We start from the raw sequence: 19,903 nt of genomic DNA, 5'->3' as shown, positions 1-19,903 counted from the left end.
ACGTTCAATGTGAGTCAGCGTCGTGAAAAACCCTTCAGACCGATTCGCCGTGAACGATCCCCTCGACGACGCGTTCGGCGACGCGGGCGTGCACGAGGGCGTCCCGGTGGCGACTGCGGAACACCGAAGCGGCGCTTTCTGCAGCACGCGGATCGCGCTCGAAGTCGATCTCGGGGTATGAGACCGCCGCTAAGAGGAGCGGTTCGGGTGCGGCCGACGGGATCCCGTCGGGTCCGTCGAGCGGGTCCGATCCCAGAAGCCGTTCGAGATCCGCCATCGATAACTCGTCTGCGGCGACACCGCGAATCACCGACGCGAGACGGCGAACGAGCTCCCGCGGGAAGCCGCCAGCGACGACGCGAATCGACAGGAAATCGCCGTCGCGTCGAACGGAAACCGAGACGTCGCGGACCGTCCCGCGGTCATCCAGCGTGAGGTTGTGGAAGTCGTGGTCGCCGGTGAGCGCCTCAGCGGCCGCAGCCGCGCGTTCGTCGTCGAGGGCGGGCGCGTACAGGTCGTAGACGTACTCCCGGCGGGTCGCATCGTGGGTCGCGTGAAAATCAGCGGGTACCTCGGCGGCCGCCCACGCGCGAACGGTCGGCGGAAGCTCGGCGTTCAGCGCTCGCGGCGTGCACCACTCGGGGCACTCGAACGCGACGGTCTGCGCCAGCGCGGAGACTCCCGCGTCCGTGCGACCGGCGGCGGCGTACCCGCGCGGGCGGTGTCGCCCCTCGCGATCGAACACGCCGAGGGAATCGAGCGCATCGAAGATCGAGTCCTCGACGGTCGGGACCGACGGTTGGCGCTGAAACCCGTGGAACGGTCGCCCGTCGTAGGCGATTCGAAAGGCACGTTTTCGATCGTCAGCGACCGGTTTCCTCGCGTCGCTACTCATCAGTCGGATCCGAACCGGTCGGATCGAGCGACTCCGGTTCCTCGGGGTCTCGATAATCACCTTCGTCGCGGCGGAGGACGAGCACGGGGACTGCCGAGAGTCGGAGCACGCGCTCCGTCGTACTACCGAGCAGATAGCGTTCGAGTCCCCGTCTACCGTGGCTACCCATCACGACGAGATCCGCGTCGACGGCGTCGATACGGTCGAGGATCGCGCGATAGGGCGCGCCGCGGATCACAGCGGTGTCGACGTCGACTCCGGAGGCGCGAGCGCGGTCTGCGACCGCCGCGACGTGCTTCTCGGCCTCCGCCTCGTAGGCGTCGAGTAGCGCCTCGGAGTCGAGCTTTGCCGCTTCGAGCGCGTGGACGTCGACAGCGGAGACGACCGACAGCGCGGCATCAGCGTCGCGAGCCAATGTGATGGCGTGGTCGGCGGCCGCATCGCTCGGCGCGCTGCCATCGACCGGGACCAGAATCCTCTCATACATACCGCTAGATTACGCGAGGAATGGTAAAACGTCACCGCGAGCGACAGGAAACCGTCATTGCGAGGGACGAACGATCGACGGCGTTGTCTGCCGTCCCGCACCCGGATCAGCGCAGATCCTCGAGCGTCGGCGACGCGCGCTCGCCCGGGAACTCCTCGACCGGAACGGTCGTCTGCTCGCCGGAGTCCATATCTTTTACCGTTACCTCGCCGTTCGCGAGGTCCTGCTCGCCGACGATGACGACCGTTTCGGCGTTGATGCCGTCGGCGTAGCCCATCTGCGCGCCGAAGCTTCGGCCCGAGACGTCGACCTCGACGACGTTGCCGCCCGCGCGAAGGTCGCGAGCGATCCGGGAGGCGACGTCGCGGGTGTCGCCGACGGTGAGGAGGTAGTAGTCAGTCGCGAGCGCCTCGTCGGGCCAGACCCCAGCGCGTTGACAGAGCAGCGACAGCGGGGCGAGGCCGGGCGCGACGCCGACGGCCGGGGTCGGCTGACCGCCGAAGCTCTCGATGAGATCGTCGTAGCGGCCGCCGCCGAAGACCGATCGCGAGATCTCGCCCGTGGAGTCGAAGCACTCGAAGACGACGCCCGTGTAGTAATCAAGTCCGCGGGCGGTCGTCAGCGAGACGTCACAGAACTCGCGCGCGCCGAAGTCCTCGGCCGCCGCGAGCACTTCTCGGAGGTTCTCGACCGCTTTCTCGACGTCGTCGCCGCCGAATTCCGCGATTTCGTCGAGGTCGCCCGCGGTGACGAGGTCGTCGAACTCCTCGGCCTGTCCGTAGGAGAGTCCGGCGTCCGAGAGCAGGCCGAGGTACTCCGTCTCCTCGACTTTCGCTCGCTTGTCCACCGCGCGGATCGCCGCGCGGGTGTCGACGTCGGCGTCGAATGCGCGGAGCAGCCCACCGAGGATGTCGCGGTGCGAGACGCGGAACTCGAAGTCATCGCCCGTGAGTCCCAGGTTCGTGAGCCCGTCGGCGGCGAACGCGAGGATCTCCGCGTCGGCTTCGGGCTCGGAAGAGCCGAAGATGTCGACGTTCGTCTGGTAGAACTCTCTAAACCGCCCTTGTTGGACCTGCTCGAAGCGCCAGAACGGCCGCGTCGAGTACCACTTGATCGGCTTCGAGAGCGCCTGCTGCTTGGCGACGACCATCCGCGCGACCGTCGGCGTCAGCTCCGGCGTCAGCGATACCTCGCGGCCGCCCTCGTCCTCGAAGGCGTACAGCTCGTCGACGATCTCCTCGCCGCTCTTGTCGACGTACATCTGCGTTCGTTCGAGTGCGGGCGTCGAAATCTCGCGGAAGCCGTAGCTCGCGGCGGCGTCCTCCAGCATGTCGATGACCTGCCGCCGAGGGGCCATCTCCTCGGGGTAGAAGTCCCGAAAGCCCTTGAGTCGGTCGTACATACGGGCGGATTCGGCGGTGGCGCGCTTGAAACTGTTGAAGCGCGCCGCGGGCACCCAGACTCGAATCCAGCCGATGGCGGAGCACCTACCCGTTACGCCGCGATCAAACCGACGCCGACGACGGCGAGGGCGGCGGCGACGAGACGGATTCCGAAGGAGTCCTCGCGGAGCAAGATCCCGCCGAGGAGGACCGCAACGACCGCCTGCGTGTTGATGATCGGCGACGCGATCGACGCGGGAACGGTCGAGAACGCCAGCGAGGTGGCGTGCTCGCCGAGCGCGACGCCGCCGCCCGCGAGAGCGAACTTCGGAAGCGCGTCGCGGATCGGCACCCACTCGCGCGCCGCGAGCGGTAGGACGACGACGAGCACGCCGCCGAGGACCGTCGGGACCCACAGTTCGAGTGGGAATCCGAGTTCCTGCAGCGCGACGCGTTTCCCGACGTCGCTGACGGCGAAACAGGCCGCACTCAGCAGGCCGAACTGCGCCGCTCGCGAGGTCGCCGCCTTCCGGACGGGATCGAGCAGGGAACCGGTCCGGTAGTTCGCGACGTAGACCGCGAGCGTGGCGATCACGACGCCCGTCACCTGGACCGGGGTGAGGTGCTCCTGCAGGAACACGACTTCGATCGGGAGGACGAAGACGGGGACGATCTTGCTGATCGGCGCGACGTAAGAGACCTCCCCGAGGTCGAGCGCCCAGAGGAAGACGAGGAACGCCGCGGCCGTCGCGACGATCGTACCGAGGACGAGCACGCCTTCGAGCGCGCCGAACGACGAGAGCGAGGGGACGTCTGCCGGATCCGTCCGCCGCAGCGTGAGCGGGAGATACCACAGGACTGCCGCGGCGTTGATCCCGACAGTCAGGACCGTGCTGGGGTACTTCTCGAAGTACTGCTTGAGGACGAAGATGTACGTCCCCCACACGAGCGCCGCGAGGAGAGAGTAACCGATTCCGGGAGGGAGGGAGAACACGCTCGCAGATGACCCTCACCGGGAGAAATGTGTTCGGATTCGAGATCGATACCGTGCGGTCATCCGGAACTGGAAGTGCGGCGAGAGGGTCACTCCCTCAGGCCGCGCACGTACGACTGCTCGTGCTCGGGGAACACCGATCCGATCGCATCGGCACCCGCTGTCTCCGCGATCAGCGCCCGCAACTCGGCCTCGTAGTCGCCCTTCGGAACCTGCGCCGAGGGGCCGGTTTCGACCGAGAGGCGCTCCGCGACGAGCGTGTCGACGGCGTTCCGGCCGAGTCCGACGAGCGGGGAGAGGTAGTCGACGTCGTGTCTGTCTTCGAGGCTCTGCGCCTGTGCGCGCGAGATCGTGGGGACGCGGTCGTCGCGGCGTGTGCCGTCGGCGACGGCGTCGACGTCCAGGGACGCAACCCGTTCGAGCGCGTGTTCGTGGACGCGCTGGATGCCGTTTCGGGGGTAGCCGTCCTCGAGCATCCGTTCGACCGCCTCCTCGGCGGCGGACGGGTCGAGATCGACGACCTCGAACGGATAGCCGAGGCGTTCTGCCGCCGCTTCGGCGTGTTTCCAGTCGTCGGTGATCCCGAAGTGACCGGTGACGAGTTGGACGTCGTAAAAAGAGTCGAGAAACAGCGCGGCGAGCGTCGAGTCCTTCCCACCGCTGTAGAGGAGTGCGAGATCCACGGGTTCGCTATCGACGGCGGATATCGAAGCTCTTCGATTCGGGCTGGAGCTCTCGGAGCAGGTCCTTCATCTGGTCTTCGTCGATTCGGTTCTGGATGCGGCCGCTCTGTGCGAGCGCGAGGATCTGTTTCTTCACCGACTCGGCGAAGTCGGGTTTCGACATCTCGACGGCGTTGAGTCGTTGGCGCGCCCCGTCGGTCAGATACTGCTTCAGCATCGCGTCCTGTTTGGCCTCCGCCTGCTCGCGGGCGGCCTCCTGTGCGGCCTCGTTGGACCCGCCGCCCTGCCCGTCGGCCTGATCGCGGAGCTCCTGCATCTTCTTTTCGCGCAGTTCCTCCAGTCGGTCGTCGTCGGGGGTTCCACTCATCGTCGTAAGGTTCTGTCGCAGCGCTAAAAACGGTTACGTCGTTCAGCCTCGAACAGCGAGTCGCGCCTACGCGTAGCGTTCGAGTTCCGGTCGGTCCAGCTCGTCGAGGACGTCGGCCGCGGCGTTGTCGAGGAAGCTCTGCCCCTCGCTGGTGATGCGGCGGCCCTGTCCCTTCGCCGTCTCGACGAGACCCTCCTCTTCGAGCTGCTGGAGCGCCTGCCGGATGACCTTCTTGCTTCCCGGCGCGGAGCTGTTGCCGGAGACGCGGTAGCGGGTGGAGCCGCGCTTTCGGCCGCCGTACTCCGTCGAGAGTCGGTCGACGCCGATCGGGCCCTCTTTAGCGACTTTGCGGAGGAGCGACGCCGCGCGGACGTGCCAGAAGTCGTCCTGAGCGGGCGGGAGTTCACGGGTTTCACCGGTCTTCGCGAACTCGATCCAGTCGGGCTCTTCGATTCGATCCGCGAGGCGGTCGGCGACGTCCTCGATGAGGGCGTCGGCCGGAACGTCGTAGACACTTACCATAGGTACTGGTTCCTGTCCGCGTCGTTTAAAGCCATCGTATCGGGCCTACGGCGCGTGAGACGGACTCTCAGACGGTCTGGGGTGGTTGGGGCGTCGCCATCGGCCGACACGAATCCGACGCCTAGGACTCGTCCCCGCTGATTCCGAGACCGGTCCCGATCCAGCCGACAACGAGTCCGCCGATGACCGTCGGGATCCAGTAGACGGCCCCGCGGAAGATGACGACGGCGGCGACGGCGGTCGGTTCGGTCACCTGCGGGAGCGGCGCGGCGAGCAGGAGGAGCACGAGCACGGTTTCGATCCCGCCAGCACCGCCGGGAAGCGGCGTGACGCCCGCGATCGCCGCGATCGGAACCACGATGAGCGCGATCGAGAGCCGCACGTCGACCCCGATCGCCGCGAACGCCAACCAGAGTCCGATCATCTGACAGAGCCACCCGACGGTGGACGCCGCGAGCGCGAGCGCGAGCCCGCGGGGGTTCGAGGCGATGCGCTCGATCGCCCGGAAGAACCCGTTGATCCGGCGTTCGATACCCTCGGGAGTGGGAACGCGAATCCGCGGGATCCAGTCGGCGATCGACCTGATGATCGGCGTCAACGCGTCGATAACGCGGGCTTCGAGACGGTAGCGTCGCTTCCAGCCAGCGTAAATGAGGGCGGGGACGACCACGGCGAGCCCTCCCACAGCGGCGATCGCCGCGAGGAGGTTCTCGTTCGCCCCGAGCGCGACCTCGGAGGCGAAGTAGCCCGCGCCGACGAGCGCGATCGTGATCGACGGGACGAAGTTCAGCGTGTCGACGCTGGCGATGGCGGCCAGGCTGCGTTCGTACTCGGCGTCGGCCGCGCGGGAGATGAGGTACGCCGTCACCGGTTCGCCGCCAGCCTGTCCGAACGGCGTGATGTTGTTCGAGAACGTCGCGCCCGCGAAGACGAGAAACGAGGAGAGATACGAGAGCTCGACGCCGAGTACGTCGAGAACGGTGTTCAGAGAGAAGCTCCACGCCACCAGCCACGCCAGCGTCGTAAGAACGATGAGTGCGAGATACGCGGGTTCGGCTCGCGTGAGCGTCGAAACGAGTTCGTCGACGCCCGCGAAGTAGAACAGCAGTGCGAAGACGCCGACGGCCGCGAGGAACCCGATGACTGTGGCTCGAAGGTTCTCGCGGATCATATCACACCGTCCGTTCGTCTCGGCATCAAGCCATCGAAACCCGTGCGCGCCGACAGATTACAAAGCGAGCGTCGGACCGTAGACGAGCGTCCGTTGGACCGTAGACGAGCGTCCGTTGAACCGTAGACGAGCGTCCGTCGGATCGTCGACGAGCGTGACGTCGGCTTTTTGCCCGGCCGGACCGCACGCCCGCTATGGACGAACGATCGGCGCTCCGTCGACTCGCGGCCGCGCTCCCGACCGCGGGCGACGACGCCGCCGTCGTGGACGGCCTCGTCGTGACGATCGATATGCTCCACGAGTCGACGGACTTCCCGGCGGGGACGAACCGCCACACGGCGGGCTGGCGGGCGGTCGGCGCGTCGCTCTCTGACGTCGCCGCGATGGGAGCGGCAGCGACGGCCGCGGTCGCGGCCTACGCGGCTCCGACGCTGGAGGCGGACGAACTCGACGCGTTCGTCGACGGCGCGGTCGACGTCTGCGAGTCCGTCGACGCCGAGTACGTCGGCGGCGACCTCGACACCACGCGCGAGTTCACCGTTTCGACGACGGCGCTGGGCGAGACCGACGCGCCCGTTCGCCGCTCCGGAGCGAAACCGGGAGACGTCGTCTGCGTGACCGGCGCACTGGGCCGGGGCGCCGCCGGACTCCGCGCGTTCGAGTCCGGCGACGTCGACCGCGGAAACGACCTCTTTCGATTTCCGCCGCGAGTCGCCGCGGGCGTCGCGCTCGCCCCGTACGCCACCGCGATGATGGACTCCTCGGACGGCCTCGCGCGGTCGCTCCATCAGCTCGCCGAAGCGTCCGAGGTCGGATTCGACGTCTCGTGGGACGCGGTTCCGGTCCACGACGCCGTCGACGACTACGCCGCCGACGAAGCGGAGAAACGAGAGATGACGACGACGGTCGGCGAGGACTTCGAGCTCGTGTGCACGGTTCCGAGGGAGGCGATCGAAGACGCCCAAAGCGCCGTTTCCGTCCCGTTCACGGTCGTCGGCGACGTCGTCGACGACGGAATTCGGATGGACGGTGAGATCCTCCCCGACGAGGGTTACACGCACGAATAGAGTCGAACACCGAGTAGAGCCGGACACCAAGTTCTAATGTCGTCGCTCGGGACGGGGGAACGATGCCCTCTCGCCGCCCATTTATCGACGCCGAAACCGGCTCGGTCGACAGGAACCAAGTCCTCCTCGAAGCCGTTCCGCTCGCGAAGCTCGTGTTGTTTTTCGTCGCCGTCGCCGCGATACCGTTCGCGCTCGTGTATTTCCTCTTCGGAAGTTCGCCCGTCGGCGCGGTGCTGGCCGTCGTCGGCCAGTTCGTACTCGCCATCGGAACCGGCGTCGTCCTCATCTACATCGTCGTTCGCGGCATCGATCTCGCCGGGGGTCCCCGACACGGTGAGGAAGCCGAGCGGTCAGGACGGAACCGCGAACACCGCCCGGAGCAACCCCGCTCAGACGGCGATCACTTCGATGGGAACGAGCAGGAAGCAGAGCGAACCGAGCGCGAACGTCGCGATCCCGACAGCGAGGCGCGCGGGTCCGAGCGGTGAGTCGTCCACGGGGTTGGCCGGTCCTTTGAACGCGACCAGCGCCGAGAGCAGCCCCCAGAACCCCCACAGCCCGACCGACTCGTTCAGCGCGTAGCCGAGGCTGTAGTAGAGGTACGCAGCGAGGCCGAACAGGACGGCCGGAACGACCGCCGCGACGCGTTCTTGGGACTCTCCCAACATCGCGCGGAGGATGTGTCCGCCGTCCAATTGGCCGACGGGGAGCAGGTTCAGGACAGTGAAGAACATCCCGACCCAGCCGCCGATGACGACCGGGTTGACCGCGGTCGACGCGTCGGCGTACTCGGTCGGTCGACCGAGCGCCCCGGCGATGAGATCCAAAAGCGGCGGATTATTGAACACGATCACCTGCCCCGAGTTCTGTACCGCCCACTCGGGAACCGCGATCGGCGGCAGCGAGAGGCCGATCGCGGTGACGACGACCGTCGCCGCAAGCCCCGCGATCGGCCCCGCCACGCCGATATCGAAGAGCGCCTTCCGGTCGGGCATCTGCCCGCGCATTCGGATTACCGCGCCGAGCGTGCCGAACGGGAAGATAAAGGGGATCACGTACGGCAGCGACACGTCGACGCCGTGGTACCGGCCCATCACGTAATGGCCGAGTTCGTGGGTCGCGAGCACGCCGAGGATGGCCGCGGTGAACGGCCACGCCTGCAGCACCAACAGCGGATCGGCGAGAAGCTCCGAAAGCGGCGTGTAATACCACGTCAGCGATCCGACGAGCAGCGTCGAAACGATCGTCGCCACGAAGAGCCCGAGATTCTTCCACGGAATGCCGTCGATTCCTCGGTTCACGGGATGGGCAACGACGACGTCCTCGCGACCGCCGCGGGTGCTCGCGATCTGGATCTCGTAACCCGCCTCGCGGAACGGTGTCCACACCTCCTCGATCAGCATTCGCTCGGGAACGAGCGATTCGCCGAAAAACAGCAGTCGGTCGCCATCGTGTTGCGTCTCGTGGAGGTGAAAGACGGTTCGAAGGGCCTCGATCGGCGGTTCACCCGCCGAATCCGGGGAATCCATTGATACGGATTACGAGATGCGATCTGATAAACGCCACGACAGACCGCACCGCGGGGTCCGTGACGACGAGGGGATTCAAAACCGGAGGCTCTCCGATCGAACAGCGAAGAGGGGAATCAGGGCAGTCTGTGGCCTTCACGCCGCGAGCGTGTGGGGGATCAGGCGGGGTCCTGTGCAGGTTCGATCCGCCAGGTGGTCGCACTCGTGTACGACCATTTCTCGACGGTCAACTCCGACGCGGAGTCGCTGAGTTTCACCATCAGCGCGCCGATCTCTTTCGGCGAGAGGCCGACCTCGTCGGCGATGAACTTCGATTTGAAGTACATCTCGCCGTCCTGTGCCTTCGCGAGCAGGTACGACTTCAGTCGCTCCTCTTTGGACAGATCGTCGCTGACGGGTTCGGTGGAGGGTGTCGCGGTTGCGCTCATCTGTGTGACCTCATCCCCGCCTTGTAGTCGGGGGAGTATATAAACGGAGGAACGTTAGGTGCAATTCGGCTCTATTTACCGGATCTCGATGTAAAAAGGAATATTTCAATACCGGCCTGGGATAGTCTAGAAATTTTATTGTACTTTCTAAGGATTTATTTCCACCTAATTTTACAGAAATAATAGTGCGCAGATAACGGTTAAATCGAGAGTGTTAGACTTTCTTTCTTCCTAAAAAATGTGGAAATATCTTGCTCGCGGTGCTGTGAGAGCCGTTTCGAGACAGTGCTCTCGACTGGCGAGGTCCATTTCGAGACGGTGTTCGCGGCCGGATCAGGGCCGATCGTGCACCCAGAAGTCCTCCTCGACGGTCGTCTCGTGTTTGAAGATCGGAACCTCGTCTTTCAGCCGGTCGATGCCGTCGGAGACGGTCTCGAACGCCTCCTCGCGGTGTCCCGCGAGTACGACGACGAAGACGATGTCCTCGCCCGATTCGATTCGCCCGGTCCGATGGAACATCGCGACCTCCTGGACGCCCTCGCGTTCCATCAGTTCGGACTCGATCGCGTGGAGTCGCTCTTCGGCGACGTCCTCGTACTTCTCGAAGGTGAGACTGAGCGTTTCGGGATCCGCGTCGCCGTCCTTGGTCCGCACGCGACCCGTGAACGTCGCGATTGCGCCCGCGTGTGCCGCCCGTGGCGACGCCTTGACCCGTTCAACGAGCGTTTCGAGCGTGACGTGCGGTTCGGCCGTCGCGAGCGCGTCGACGGCCTCAGCGACATCGACGTCCTCGGCCGTATCGGCTTCTATCGCCGGATCAGTAACGTCCGCGTCGCCGAGTGCGACCGTCGGCACGTCGGCGTCGGGGAAGCCAGCGAGGAGCGCGTGATCGTACGTCGCCGAGAGGTCATCGAGGATATCGTCGAACGTTCGGTCCGTTCCTACGGCCGACCAGCCGCCGTCGGCGTCGAGTTCGTAGGCCGTGTCGGCGCCACTGGCGGGCGCGTTCAGCCCTTCGCCTCCGTCGCGGCGTTCGACGAGGGCGACGCGCCCGTCGAGATGCGCGGAGAGTTGCTCACAGAGCGATCGCGCCTCCGGGCCGACGATACCGAGGAGTTGCATACTCCGAAATCGGGGCACCGACCGGCTTGAGACTGTCGGCTGTGACAGCGGCCACCGCGTTTGAGACGGTCGGAGTGGCCGCAGCCATCACCCTGTAACACGCGTTGCCCGCCGCGGAGCCCCCGTCTCGTCGTTCTCGGTTGACAACCCTTAAGCCCGGTTCGCGGCAACGACGGGACAATGAGAGTCGTCGTTTCTATCGGGGGAAGCGTTCTCGCCCCCGACCTCGATGCCCAACGGGCCGAGGGACACGCAACAGTGGTCGAGACGCTCGCGGACGAGGGCTGTGAAATCGGTGCCGTCGTCGGCGGCGGCGGCGTCGCACGCGATTACATCGGGACGGCCCGCGACCTGGGCGCGAACGAGGTGCAGTTGGACCAGATCGGCATCGACGTGACCCGCATCAACGCGCGGTTGCTCATCGCGGCGCTCGGTTCGAACGTCGATCCCAAGGTCGCACACGACTACGAGGGCGCCGGCGACGCCATCCGACGCGGCGACGTGTCGGTGATGGGCGGCGTGATGCCCGGCCAGACCACCGACGCCGTCGCCGCGGCGCTCGCCGAGTACGTCGACGCCGACCTGCTCGTCTACGCGACGAGCGTCGACGGCGTCTACAGCGCGGATCCGAGCGCAGATGCGGACGCCGAGAAGTACGAGACGCTGACCGGCAAGGAACTCGTCGACGTGATCGCGCCGATGAGTCGCGACGCGGGCGCGTCCGCACCCGTCGATCTCCTCGCGGCGAAACTCATCGAGCGCTCGGAGATGCGAACGATCGTCCTCGACGGCACCGACCCCACGCGAATCGAGGATGCCGTCCTCCGCGGCGAACACGGCGGGACCGATATCGTACCGAGCGGCGTCGAACGCGAACCGACCTACTGGGCACAGGGGTAAGCGATGGGCGGAGAATCCGACGTCGAAGTCTCTACCGACGAGAACGGTGGAGACAGTGAAGGCGAACCGAACAACGGGCGCGAATCGGACAACGGACGCGAATCGGACAACGGACGCGAATCGAACAGCGGGAACGACGAACCGCGGCACGCGTTCTGGGCCGACGAGGTTGCAGACGAGATCGAGTCGCGGGGTCCGGAGGACCCGATCGTGATCAAAGGCGGCGTCTCTCCCTCCGGCGTCGCACACCTCGGCAACTTCAACGAGATTATGCGCGGGTACTTCGTCGCCGCCGTCCTGCGGGAGCGCGGTCACGAGGTTCGACAGGTCTTCACGAGCGACGACCGCGACCCGCTCCGAAAGCTGCCGCGAAAGCTCGCGGACGTCGACGGCAACATCGTCGGCCTCGGCGACGTCGACGCCGGGGCGCTCGGGCGGAACCTGGGGAAGCCGTACACCGACATCCCCGACCCCTTCGGCGAGTCGGAGTCGTACGCGGCGCACTTCGCGGCGCTCCTGAAAGCCGACGCGGACCGACTCGACGTCCCGGTGGAGATGCTCTCGAACACGGAGATGTACGAGGAGGGCACCTTCGACGAGGTCGTCGGTCACGTCCTCGAACGCGTCGACGTCGCGCGCGAGGTGTTATCCGAGTACCAATCGAAGGTCGACGCAGACTACGTCCCGTTCAATCCGGTCTGTGAGAACTGCGGGAAGATCACCGAGACGGTCACGTCGGTGGACCTCGACGCCGAAACCGTCGAGTACGTCTGCACGGATATGACCGTCGGCGACAACACCATCGAGGGGTGCGGCCACGAGGGGACCGCGACGTTCCGCGACGGAAAGCTCCCGTGGCGGTTCGAGTGGCCCGCGCAGTGGCAGGTGCTCGGGGTCGACTTCGAGCCGTTCGGGAAGGACCACGCCGAGGGGTCGTGGCCCTCCGGCGAGGACATCGCGCGCAACGTTCTCGGCATCGAGCCGCCCGTTCCGATGGTGTACGAGTGGTTCACGCTCAACGGCGAGGCGCTCTCCTCGTCGGCGGGGAACATCGTCACGGTATCAGAAATGCTCGAACTGTTGGAGCCGGAGGTGCTCAAGTACTTCTTCGCGCTCAACCCGCGGAAGGCGCGTGATCTCGACATCTCCCGGTTGGATCAGCTCGTCGACGACTTCGATCGCTTCGAGCGAGCGTACTTCGGCGACGTCGACGACGAGGCGTTGACGGCGTTCGCCGAGCGGGCCTATCCGTTCGTCGTCAGCGAGGTGCGCGCAGATCGCGTCCGACTGCCGTACACCTTCGCGGCCGTTCTCGGGATGACCGACGACCGCGACCTGCGGATCGAGATGGCGCGGAACGAGGGGTACGTCGACGACGACACGCCCGAATGGGCGATCGAGGAGGCGCTCGAACGGGTCGACCGGGCGCGCGCGTGGGCGGTCCGCGAGGACAACGCGTACAACTACCGCCTGCAGGAGGGTCTCCCGGACGTCGAGTTCGACGACGACGTCGCAGCCGCGCTCGACGACCTCGCGGCGTACGTCGAGGCCGGGCACGACGGCGAGGAGATCCAGGGCGAGATGTACGAGACCGCCCGAGCGCACGACATCGAGATCGGCGACTTCTTCGAGTCGGGGTATCTGCTCTTCTTCGATCAGCCGCAGGGGCCGAGACTGGGAGAGTTCCTCGGCGAACTCGACACCGAGTTCGTCGTCGCCAGGCTGCGCCGCGAATCGTAGCGACGCGGTGCGGTCGTGGAGGCGGTACGGTGCTGTCGCGGTCGCGGAGGCGGTGCGGAAGCCGCTAGCGATTGTACCGCGAGGCTCGCTTTGCGAGCCTCGCGGGTCTTTTTTCCCTCCAGGTTTTTGCGCGGAGGGGTCCGTCGGACCCCTCCGCAGTAAAAAGGTGGGTTAGTTTTCTTCGATCGCGTCGATGACGACGACACCGACGACGGCGAGTCGGGGGTCGATGTCGTCTCCGTGGAGTTCGATCGAGTATTTGTCTCGGAGCGAAAACGCGCCCTTGGCCTGTCCGACCCCGCGGCCGTCCGGCGTCACGATCTCGTAGGAGAACGGGATCAGCGTCGTCAGCAGGCGTCGGGCGATCGCGAGCGGAACGTTGTCCTCGCGGATCGTGGCGACGACGTCGCCGTCGGGGCCGAGAAGCGTGTACTCGTGTTTGAAAAACGAGATCGCTTCGCGTTTGACCGAGCCGACGCGTTCGTCGGTCTGTGAGTCGACGATGTCGTACGCGGCGGAGATATCGAGGATGCTGTCGGCTTTGACGCGGAACCGTTCGTCTCCGGTGTCGGGGTCGGTAAAGCGGAAATCTTCCTTGAGTCGGAGCTTCTTCTGTGCGGATTCGAGGATCGGCGTGTCGTCCTCGTAGACGCGATACTTGTTCCCGATCGCGATCTTCTGGCGGACCTCGTAGGAGCGGCTCTCGAACATCTACGGGCAATTCTTCCGAATGCGTTAAAACGGTTCGCACCACGGAGGCGCAACTGCAGAACGGAGATGTTGCCGTCGCGGATGCGGAGCAGAGCGTACGCAGTGAAGCGGTGCGGGGCAGAGCGGGGTGGAGCGGAGCGGAGCGGTGAGGTAGCGGCAGAGTAGCCAGCGGTCGCACCACGAGGCTCGCCGGAGCGAGCCGAGCGGCCTTTTTTCCTCCAGGTTTTTGTCGAGGGGTCGAGGCGACGGCTCTGCCGTCGCCGAGGACCCCCGAGAAAAAAGTGGATGAGGAACACCTTTTTGCGCTCGACTCGTTCGCTTTTCCAATGAATACGCTTCTGTGGGTGCTCATCGGGCTCGTCGCGTACTCGGCGGCCGCGCTCTACCTCTCTCAGCGCGGGCTGTTGCCCGAATCGATCCGCATACAGGGGCCGTTCACGACCGTGCACACGAAGCGGGGGCGCGACCTCATCGACTGGATCGCGACCCCGAAGCGGTTCTGGCGGGCGTGGAGCAACCTCGGCGTCGGCGCGGCGCTCGTCATCATGGCGGGGATGTTCTTCTTCCTCCTGGTGCAGGGGATCGCAATCGCCAGAAACCCGCCTCCGGCGTCGTCTGTCAACCAGCCGCAGAACTTTCTCGTCATCCCCGGGGTCAACGACTTCCTACCGCTCTCGGTCGCGCCCGAAATCGTCTTCGGGCTCCTCGTCGGCCTCGTGGTCCACGAGGGGGGACACGGGATCCTCTGTCGGGTCGAGGGGATCGACATCGAGTCGATGGGCGTCTTTCTGTTCACGATTATCCCGCTCGGAGCGTTCGTCCAGCCGGACGAGGAGAGCCAGCGGGAGGCGAGTCGCGGCGGTCGGACGCGGATGTTCGCCGCTGGCGTGACGAACAACTTCTTCGTGACGTTCCTCGCGTTCGCGCTGCTGTTCGGACCGGTGATCGCCAGCGTCGGCGTCGCTCCGGGGATGGCCGTCCAGGGGGCGTACGGCGGCTCGCCCGCCGCGGAAGCGGGAATCTCGCAGAGCGATCGCATCACCGCCATCGACGGCGTCCCCGTCGGCAACGAGAGCTCATTGGATTCGGCGCTGCTCGCCAGCGACGAGCGGACCGTGACGGTCGAACTCGACAGGGGTGAGAGCGCCGCCGACAGAGAGACCCGGACCGTCGACGTCGAGCGGTCGCTGGTCGTGACCGGATACGTCGAAGGAAATCCCGCGAACGTGAGTGTCGACGGAGAGGCGAAACCCGTCACGGCGGTCAACGGGTCGCCCGTGTACACGCGCGCTGGATTCGCGGACGTCGTCGGTGAGGACCGCTTCGTCGAACTGGAAATCGATGGCCAGACCGAGACGATTCCGGTCGGCGCGTACCTCACGCAGATCGCCGAGGACGGACCGCTCGCGGCGTCGGACGCACCCACCGGGCCGGGCGTGATCGTGACCGCGATCGACGGGGAGCGCGTGGTCTCCTCGAGGGAACTGACGCGCGTACTCGACGGAACCGAGCCGGGGGAGACCGTGACCGTCGAGCTGTATCACGACGGCGAGATCGACACCTACGAGGTGACACTGGGAGAGAACCCGCAAGACGGCAGCGGATTCCTCGGCGTCAACATCTTCCCGGGGACGAGCGGCCTCTTGCTAACTGACTTCGGCACGCAGTCGTATCCGGCGGGGACGTACCTCGAACTGCTCGGCGGCGACGGCGGCCCCGATGCGGCCGCGCTCTCGGGAGCCATCGGCGACTCACCGCTGGCGACGGTGTACATCTCGCTCGTGCTCCCGCTCGCCTCGCTGGTGCTCGGAATCCCGAACTTCCCCGGATTCACGGCGAGCGTGTTCAACTTCTACAGCATCGGAGGACCGCTCGGATTCCTCGGAACCGGGGTGTTCGTCGTCGCCAACGTCTCCTTCTGGATGGCGTGGATCAACCTTCAGCTCGGACTGTTCAACTGCATTCCGGGCTATCCGCTCGATGGGGGGCGAATCCTCCGGACGAGCGTCGAGGCGGTCGTCTCGCGACTCCCCGTCGCGGATCGAAACCGGGTAGTCAGCACGATCACGACCGGCGTAGGCGTGACGATGCTGCTGTCGCTGCTGCTGCTCCTGTTCGGCCCGACGCTCCTCGGCTGAACTCGTCGGCGAACGGCCGAGTCTTCGAAGGGTCGAGTCTTCGAACGGGGTTCCGAGAAGGGCGGAAAAACGGCACTGTGTCGATTGCGATCAGAACCGAGCGGCTATGCGATCAGGTTTCGCCGACGGCGAATTGCGCCGTGGAACCGCGAGTCATTTCGTCGTCGACGCTGATCTCGCCCTCGCTGTCCACTGTTATCTCGTGGCCAGCGTACGTGAACGTGAGCTCGCCGTTCGACATCGTCGAGACGACCGCGTCCAACGTGTCAGGATCAATGGCATCGTACAGCGGCGGGAGGTCGAGCTCGTCGCGATCGGTGGTGGCTGCAACGCACTGGATAACTCGTTCGGAGACGGGACCGCTCTTCCGCGTCATATTTTACCAAGGTCAGGGGGTCACTTAAATATATGTCAGACATACACTTCGAATCCGTCGCCGAGCCGCAAACGGACTCGCAACGTCCATACGGGTGGCGTCCTAACGCGAACGTATGCCAGAGGCCCCACCAACCGACGAGGGCTGGTTCGTGCTGCACGACTTCCGGACCGTCGACTGGGACGCGTGGCGCGACGCGCCCGAGCGCGAACGCGAACGCGCGGTCCGGGAAGGGACCGAGTATCTCCAGCGTCACGAGGACGTCGCCGATGAGGCCGACGAGGGCGGATCCGCCGTCTTCTCAGTGATCGGCCACAAAGCCGATCTGCTCGTCATCCACTTCCGACCGACGCTCGACGATCTCTCGCGCGCCGAGCGACAGTTCGAGCGAACCGCGCTCGCAGGCTTCACCGATCAACCGACCTCCTACGTCTCCGTAACCGAGATATCGGGTTACACGAGTCCCGACTACTTCGAGGACCCCGAGTCGGCCGATGAGGGCCTGCGTCGCTATATGGAGGGCAAAAAGAACCCGGAGATGCCCGAGAACGAGTACGTCTCGTTCTACCCGATGTCGAAGCGGCGCGGCGAGGAGCACAACTGGTACGACCTCTCCTTCGAGGAGCGTGCGGACCTGATGGCCACTCACGCCGAAACGGGCAAGAAGTACGCCGGGAAGATCAAACAGGTCATCGCTTCCTCGGTCGGTTTCGACGACTACGAGTGGGGGGTGACGCTGTTCTCGGACGATCCGACCCACATCAAAGATATCGTCTACGAGATGCGTTTCGACGAAGTCTCCTCGAAGTACGGCGAATTCGGTCAGTTCTACGTCGGTCGGCGCTTCCCGCCGACGGACCTCGGCGCGTATCTCTCCGGCGACGTGGTGCCGACGAGCGAGCACGGTGGCGGACAGTCGCACGGCGACGCTCACGGGGAGGCCCACGGTCACGCGCACGGCGACGCGGCGCACGGTGGGTCGAGCGACCACGGGGGTGCGCACGGAGGTCACGGCGGTGGAAGCGCACACGGCGATTCGCCGCACGGCTCCGAGGACGACGGACATTCCGACGAATCCGGCGGCGTGGACGACATCCGCGAGGAACTCGCCGACCTGAACATCTACGCCGGACAGCCCCACGGCGAGGACGTGTACGCGACGGTCCTCTACTCGGAAGCCGATACCGACGAGCTGTTCGAGGAGGTAGACGGGCTCCGCGCGAACTTCGATCACTACGGCACGCACGTAAAGACCGCCGTCTACGAGGCGCACGAGCGCGGTCGCGCGGCCGTCGTGAGTATCTGGGAGACGCAGTCGGCCGCGGAGACCGCAGCCGGATTCCTCTCGGAACTCCCCGGCATCGTCTCCCGCGCGGGCGAGTCGTCCGGGTTCGGGACGATGGGGATGTTCTACACGGTCAAGCCCGAACACCACGGCGATTTCGTCGACACGTTCGGCACTGTCGGGGGAATCCTCGACGAGATGGAGGGCCACCAGGATACCGATCTGATGATGAACGTCGAAGACGAGAACGATATGTTCATTTCCAGCCAGTGGGACGCCCGCGAGAACGCGATGGAGTTCTTCCGCTCCGAGGAGTTCCGCGACACGGTTCAGTGGGGTCGCGACGTCCTGGCTGACCGGCCGCGACACGTCTTCTTGGCGTAGAAGCAGACGCTCTTTTTTATACTGTCTGACGCGTCTGCGACTGCAGCGTCAGACGCCGCTCAGTGTGTCGGTTTCGAAGCGAAACGAAGGGGTTGCTATCGTTCGCGCTCGATTTGCCGTGTAGCGACCTCATCGGACTCCGTGTCGAGGAGATCCTCCGTTTCGACAAGTGCCTCCAAGCGGCGCTCGAACTCCGCGTGGTCGATATCACCTTCGGCGTACCGCGTCCGGAGTCGCTGGATCGGACGTTCGTCGACCGGATCATCGTCGCCGCGGAGTCCGAATAACCCGTTCGAGCGTCCGAGCGTCCGCGACGCAGCTCCGTCTGCAGACCGCTCGAAACGATTCGGTTCGTCCGCCTGCCTACGGAGTCGTCCGGCGGCGTACAGCACGCCGTACCAGAGGATCATCGTCGCCGGAGCCACGACCAGAAACGCCGTGACAGGATTAGTCGCGGTGAACATCGTCAGCACGGCGAGCCAGACGCCGACGACGAGGCCGAACAGAGGAGGGCTCCGCGCGACGGCGGAAACGTACTCGGAGAGTCGCGTTCCGAGTCGATGGAGGACTGTCATCCCGGAGGGATCTGTCTGCCGGTAGAAAAATCGTTTCGGTCAGTCCGACGACGCGGAGTTTCGCGGCCCCGCGGTCGCGCGCTTGTCGATTCCGGCCGCGCGGATGTCCTCGCCGCCCACGGAGGATCGAAGCTCATCCATTCCATCCTCGCAGTCGATTTCGAAGTTCGTCTCGTAGAGGTCGGCGACGCGGGCCATCTCCTCCCCGGAGAGCTTCGGGACCTCCGACGCGGCGGCCCACTCGGTGATGTCCTCCTTCGTGTGGAACGTCGGCGTCACGGACGCGACCTCGTCGTGACTGAGGAGGTACGCGATGGCCGCCTGACCCATTGTCCGTTCACCATCCCGTTCGAGGAACCGGAGCGTCTCGATCTTCTCCCAGCCCGTTTCGTACCACGCGTCGGGGCGGAAGCCGCGGTGGTCGTCAAGGTCGTGGCCCGTCTCGGGCGTCACCTGTTCGTTCAGGAGCCCCGAGGAGTGGGGAACGCGCGGGATCAGACTGGTCGAAGAGCCGGTCTCCTCGATGGTGTCGAGGAAGTGGTTGCCGACCTCCTGCTCGAAGAGGTTCCAGACCAGTTGCAGGGAGTCGAACTCCTCTTCGATGGTCATATCGCCCTCGGCGAGCCAGCCGATCGACGGTCCAAGTGCCCAGCCCGTCGCACGGATGAGTCCCTCCTCTTTCAGTTCGTCCAGCGTCTCCAACACGCCCTCGTCGACCTCGTCGACGTTCGCGTTGTGCAGTTGGAGGACGTCGACGTACTCCATCCCGAGTCGGTCGAGGCTCTTCTCGGTCGCCGAGCGGACCCACTCGCCGGTGATCTCCTTGGGGAGTTCGCCGTGTCCCGCCTGCGGGTGGTTGTAGAAGTCGTAGCCGACTTTCGTCGCGACGGTGACCTCGTCTCTGTGCTCCGAAAGCGCCTCGCCGAGAAGCGCTTCGCTCTCGCCGTGACCGTAGACGTCGCCGGTATCGAAGTAGGTGATGCCCTCATCGATCGCGTGGTGGATGAGTTCGATCGAGTCCTCTCGCGTGCGGTCGCCCCACCAGTCGGTGCCGACGACCCACGCGCCGAATCCGATTTCGCTCACTTCGACGTCGGAGTCGCCCAGCGTCTGGAAGTTCATAGTCGAACGTTGGGCGGCGTTTTAT

General features: G+C 65.5%; 21 protein-coding genes. 6 read left to right on the top strand and 15 right to left on the bottom strand.

The annotated features are described in order from the left end of the window. Positions 1–34: 34 nt before the first annotated feature. The 8 genes from truA to FJT57_RS13875 form a co-directional block, all read right to left on the bottom strand. The gene (gene truA / locus FJT57_RS13910) at positions 35–895 is read right to left on the bottom strand and encodes a tRNA pseudouridine(38-40) synthase TruA (protein WP_144906252.1); all 861 of its coding nucleotides are present in this window, start codon (positions 893–895) and stop codon (positions 35–37) included. After that, positions 888–1,382: a universal stress protein gene (locus FJT57_RS13905; RefSeq protein ID WP_144906250.1), complete on the bottom strand. Its 495-nt coding sequence runs from the start codon at positions 1,380–1,382 to the stop codon at positions 888–890. Before FJT57_RS13905 ends, truA begins: the two co-directional genes overlap by 8 nt. A 106-nt stretch (positions 1,383–1,488) precedes the next feature. Beyond that, the gene (gene hisS / locus FJT57_RS13900) at positions 1,489–2,784 is read right to left on the bottom strand and encodes a histidine--tRNA ligase (protein WP_144906248.1); all 1,296 of its coding nucleotides are present in this window, start codon (positions 2,782–2,784) and stop codon (positions 1,489–1,491) included. A gap of 92 nt (positions 2,785–2,876) precedes the next feature. After that, positions 2,877–3,758 carry a DMT family transporter gene (locus FJT57_RS13895; RefSeq protein WP_144906246.1) on the bottom strand — a complete coding sequence of 294 codons (882 nt, stop codon included), beginning with the start codon at positions 3,756–3,758 and terminating at the stop codon, positions 2,877–2,879. A gap of 89 nt (positions 3,759–3,847) precedes the next feature. Next, positions 3,848–4,441 carry a DUF7411 family protein gene (locus FJT57_RS13890; protein ID WP_144906244.1) on the bottom strand — a complete coding sequence of 198 codons (594 nt, stop codon included), beginning with the start codon at positions 4,439–4,441 and terminating at the stop codon, positions 3,848–3,850. Between the two features lie 7 nt (positions 4,442–4,448). Next, the gene (locus FJT57_RS13885; RefSeq protein ID WP_144906242.1) at positions 4,449–4,808 is read right to left on the bottom strand and encodes a DNA-binding protein; all 360 of its coding nucleotides are present in this window, start codon (positions 4,806–4,808) and stop codon (positions 4,449–4,451) included. A gap of 66 nt (positions 4,809–4,874) precedes the next feature. Further along, on the bottom strand, positions 4,875–5,330 hold the full coding sequence (locus FJT57_RS13880) for a 30S ribosomal protein S19e (RefSeq protein WP_144906240.1): 456 nt from the start codon (positions 5,328–5,330) through the stop codon (positions 4,875–4,877). 121 nt (positions 5,331–5,451) lie between these two features. Then, a complete protein-coding gene (locus tag FJT57_RS13875) occupies positions 5,452–6,501 on the bottom strand; it encodes a lysylphosphatidylglycerol synthase transmembrane domain-containing protein (RefSeq protein ID WP_144906238.1) in 1,050 nt (349 codons plus the stop codon). 194 nt (positions 6,502–6,695) lie between these two features. On the opposite strand from FJT57_RS13875, the gene thiL reads away from it, so the two are divergent. Together thiL and FJT57_RS16720 are read left to right on the top strand one after the other, a co-directional pair. Then, entirely contained in the window at positions 6,696–7,568 is an 873-nt protein-coding gene (thiL, locus tag FJT57_RS13870; protein ID WP_144906236.1) for a thiamine-phosphate kinase, read from the top strand. 62 nt (positions 7,569–7,630) lie between these two features. Continuing rightward, positions 7,631–8,056, top strand: coding sequence for a hypothetical protein (locus tag FJT57_RS16720; protein ID WP_203229193.1), 426 nt, complete (start codon positions 7,631–7,633; stop codon positions 8,054–8,056). On the opposite strand, the gene FJT57_RS13860 is transcribed toward FJT57_RS16720, so the two are convergent. From FJT57_RS13860 to FJT57_RS13850, 3 genes are all read right to left on the bottom strand, one after another. Further along, a complete protein-coding gene (locus FJT57_RS13860) occupies positions 7,958–9,097 on the bottom strand; it encodes a site-2 protease family protein (protein ID WP_144906234.1) in 1,140 nt (379 codons plus the stop codon). The genes FJT57_RS16720 and FJT57_RS13860 overlap by 99 nt on opposite strands. A 158-nt stretch (positions 9,098–9,255) precedes the next feature. Then, complete coding sequence (locus FJT57_RS13855; RefSeq protein ID WP_144906232.1) at positions 9,256–9,525, bottom strand: DUF7123 family protein; 270 nt, start codon at positions 9,523–9,525, stop codon at positions 9,256–9,258. Positions 9,526–9,858: 333 nt separating this feature from the next. Beyond that, positions 9,859–10,647 (bottom strand): molybdopterin synthase, encoded by a 789-nt coding sequence (locus FJT57_RS13850; protein WP_144906230.1) that lies wholly within the window; start codon positions 10,645–10,647, stop codon positions 9,859–9,861. A gap of 180 nt (positions 10,648–10,827) precedes the next feature. Here FJT57_RS13850 and pyrH point away from each other — a divergent pair, with 180 nt between their 5' ends. Next, positions 10,828–11,547 carry a UMP kinase gene (gene pyrH / locus FJT57_RS13845; RefSeq protein WP_144906228.1) on the top strand — a complete coding sequence of 240 codons (720 nt, stop codon included), beginning with the start codon at positions 10,828–10,830 and terminating at the stop codon, positions 11,545–11,547. A gap of 3 nt (positions 11,548–11,550) precedes the next feature. Continuing rightward, a complete protein-coding gene (gene lysS / locus FJT57_RS13840; protein WP_144906226.1) occupies positions 11,551–13,287 on the top strand; it encodes a lysine--tRNA ligase in 1,737 nt (578 codons plus the stop codon). Positions 13,288–13,458: 171 nt separating this feature from the next. Here lysS and FJT57_RS13835 read toward each other — a convergent pair whose 3' ends face one another. Then, complete coding sequence (locus tag FJT57_RS13835) at positions 13,459–13,998, bottom strand: LURP-one-related/scramblase family protein (RefSeq protein ID WP_144906224.1); 540 nt, start codon at positions 13,996–13,998, stop codon at positions 13,459–13,461. Between the two features lie 326 nt (positions 13,999–14,324). On the opposite strand from FJT57_RS13835, the gene FJT57_RS13830 reads away from it, so the two are divergent. Continuing rightward, entirely contained in the window at positions 14,325–16,136 is a 1,812-nt protein-coding gene (locus FJT57_RS13830; RefSeq protein ID WP_144906222.1) for a site-2 protease family protein, read from the top strand. A 112-nt stretch (positions 16,137–16,248) separates the two neighbouring features. Here FJT57_RS13830 and FJT57_RS13825 read toward each other — a convergent pair whose 3' ends face one another. Continuing rightward, positions 16,249–16,512 (bottom strand): HalOD1 output domain-containing protein, encoded by a 264-nt coding sequence (locus tag FJT57_RS13825; protein WP_162524367.1) that lies wholly within the window; start codon positions 16,510–16,512, stop codon positions 16,249–16,251. A 115-nt stretch (positions 16,513–16,627) separates the two neighbouring features. On the opposite strand from FJT57_RS13825, the gene FJT57_RS13820 reads away from it, so the two are divergent. After that, complete coding sequence (locus FJT57_RS13820) at positions 16,628–18,181, top strand: heme-binding protein (RefSeq protein ID WP_144906220.1); 1,554 nt, start codon at positions 16,628–16,630, stop codon at positions 18,179–18,181. A gap of 95 nt (positions 18,182–18,276) precedes the next feature. On the opposite strand, the gene FJT57_RS13815 is transcribed toward FJT57_RS13820, so the two are convergent. Continuing rightward, the gene (locus FJT57_RS13815) at positions 18,277–18,756 is read right to left on the bottom strand and encodes an SHOCT domain-containing protein (protein WP_203229192.1); all 480 of its coding nucleotides are present in this window, start codon (positions 18,754–18,756) and stop codon (positions 18,277–18,279) included. Between the two features lie 39 nt (positions 18,757–18,795). Beyond that, entirely contained in the window at positions 18,796–19,878 is a 1,083-nt protein-coding gene (locus FJT57_RS13810; RefSeq protein WP_144906218.1) for an aldo/keto reductase, read from the bottom strand. Between the last annotated feature and the right edge of the window lie 25 nt (positions 19,879–19,903).

It is taken from the genome of Halobellus captivus (genome assembly GCF_007655485.1).
Classification (GTDB): domain Archaea; phylum Halobacteriota; class Halobacteria; order Halobacteriales; family Haloferacaceae; genus Haloquadratum; species Haloquadratum captivum.
Note: the sequence above shows the minus strand (reverse complement) of the source record. Positions and strands in the feature narration are given on the sequence as shown.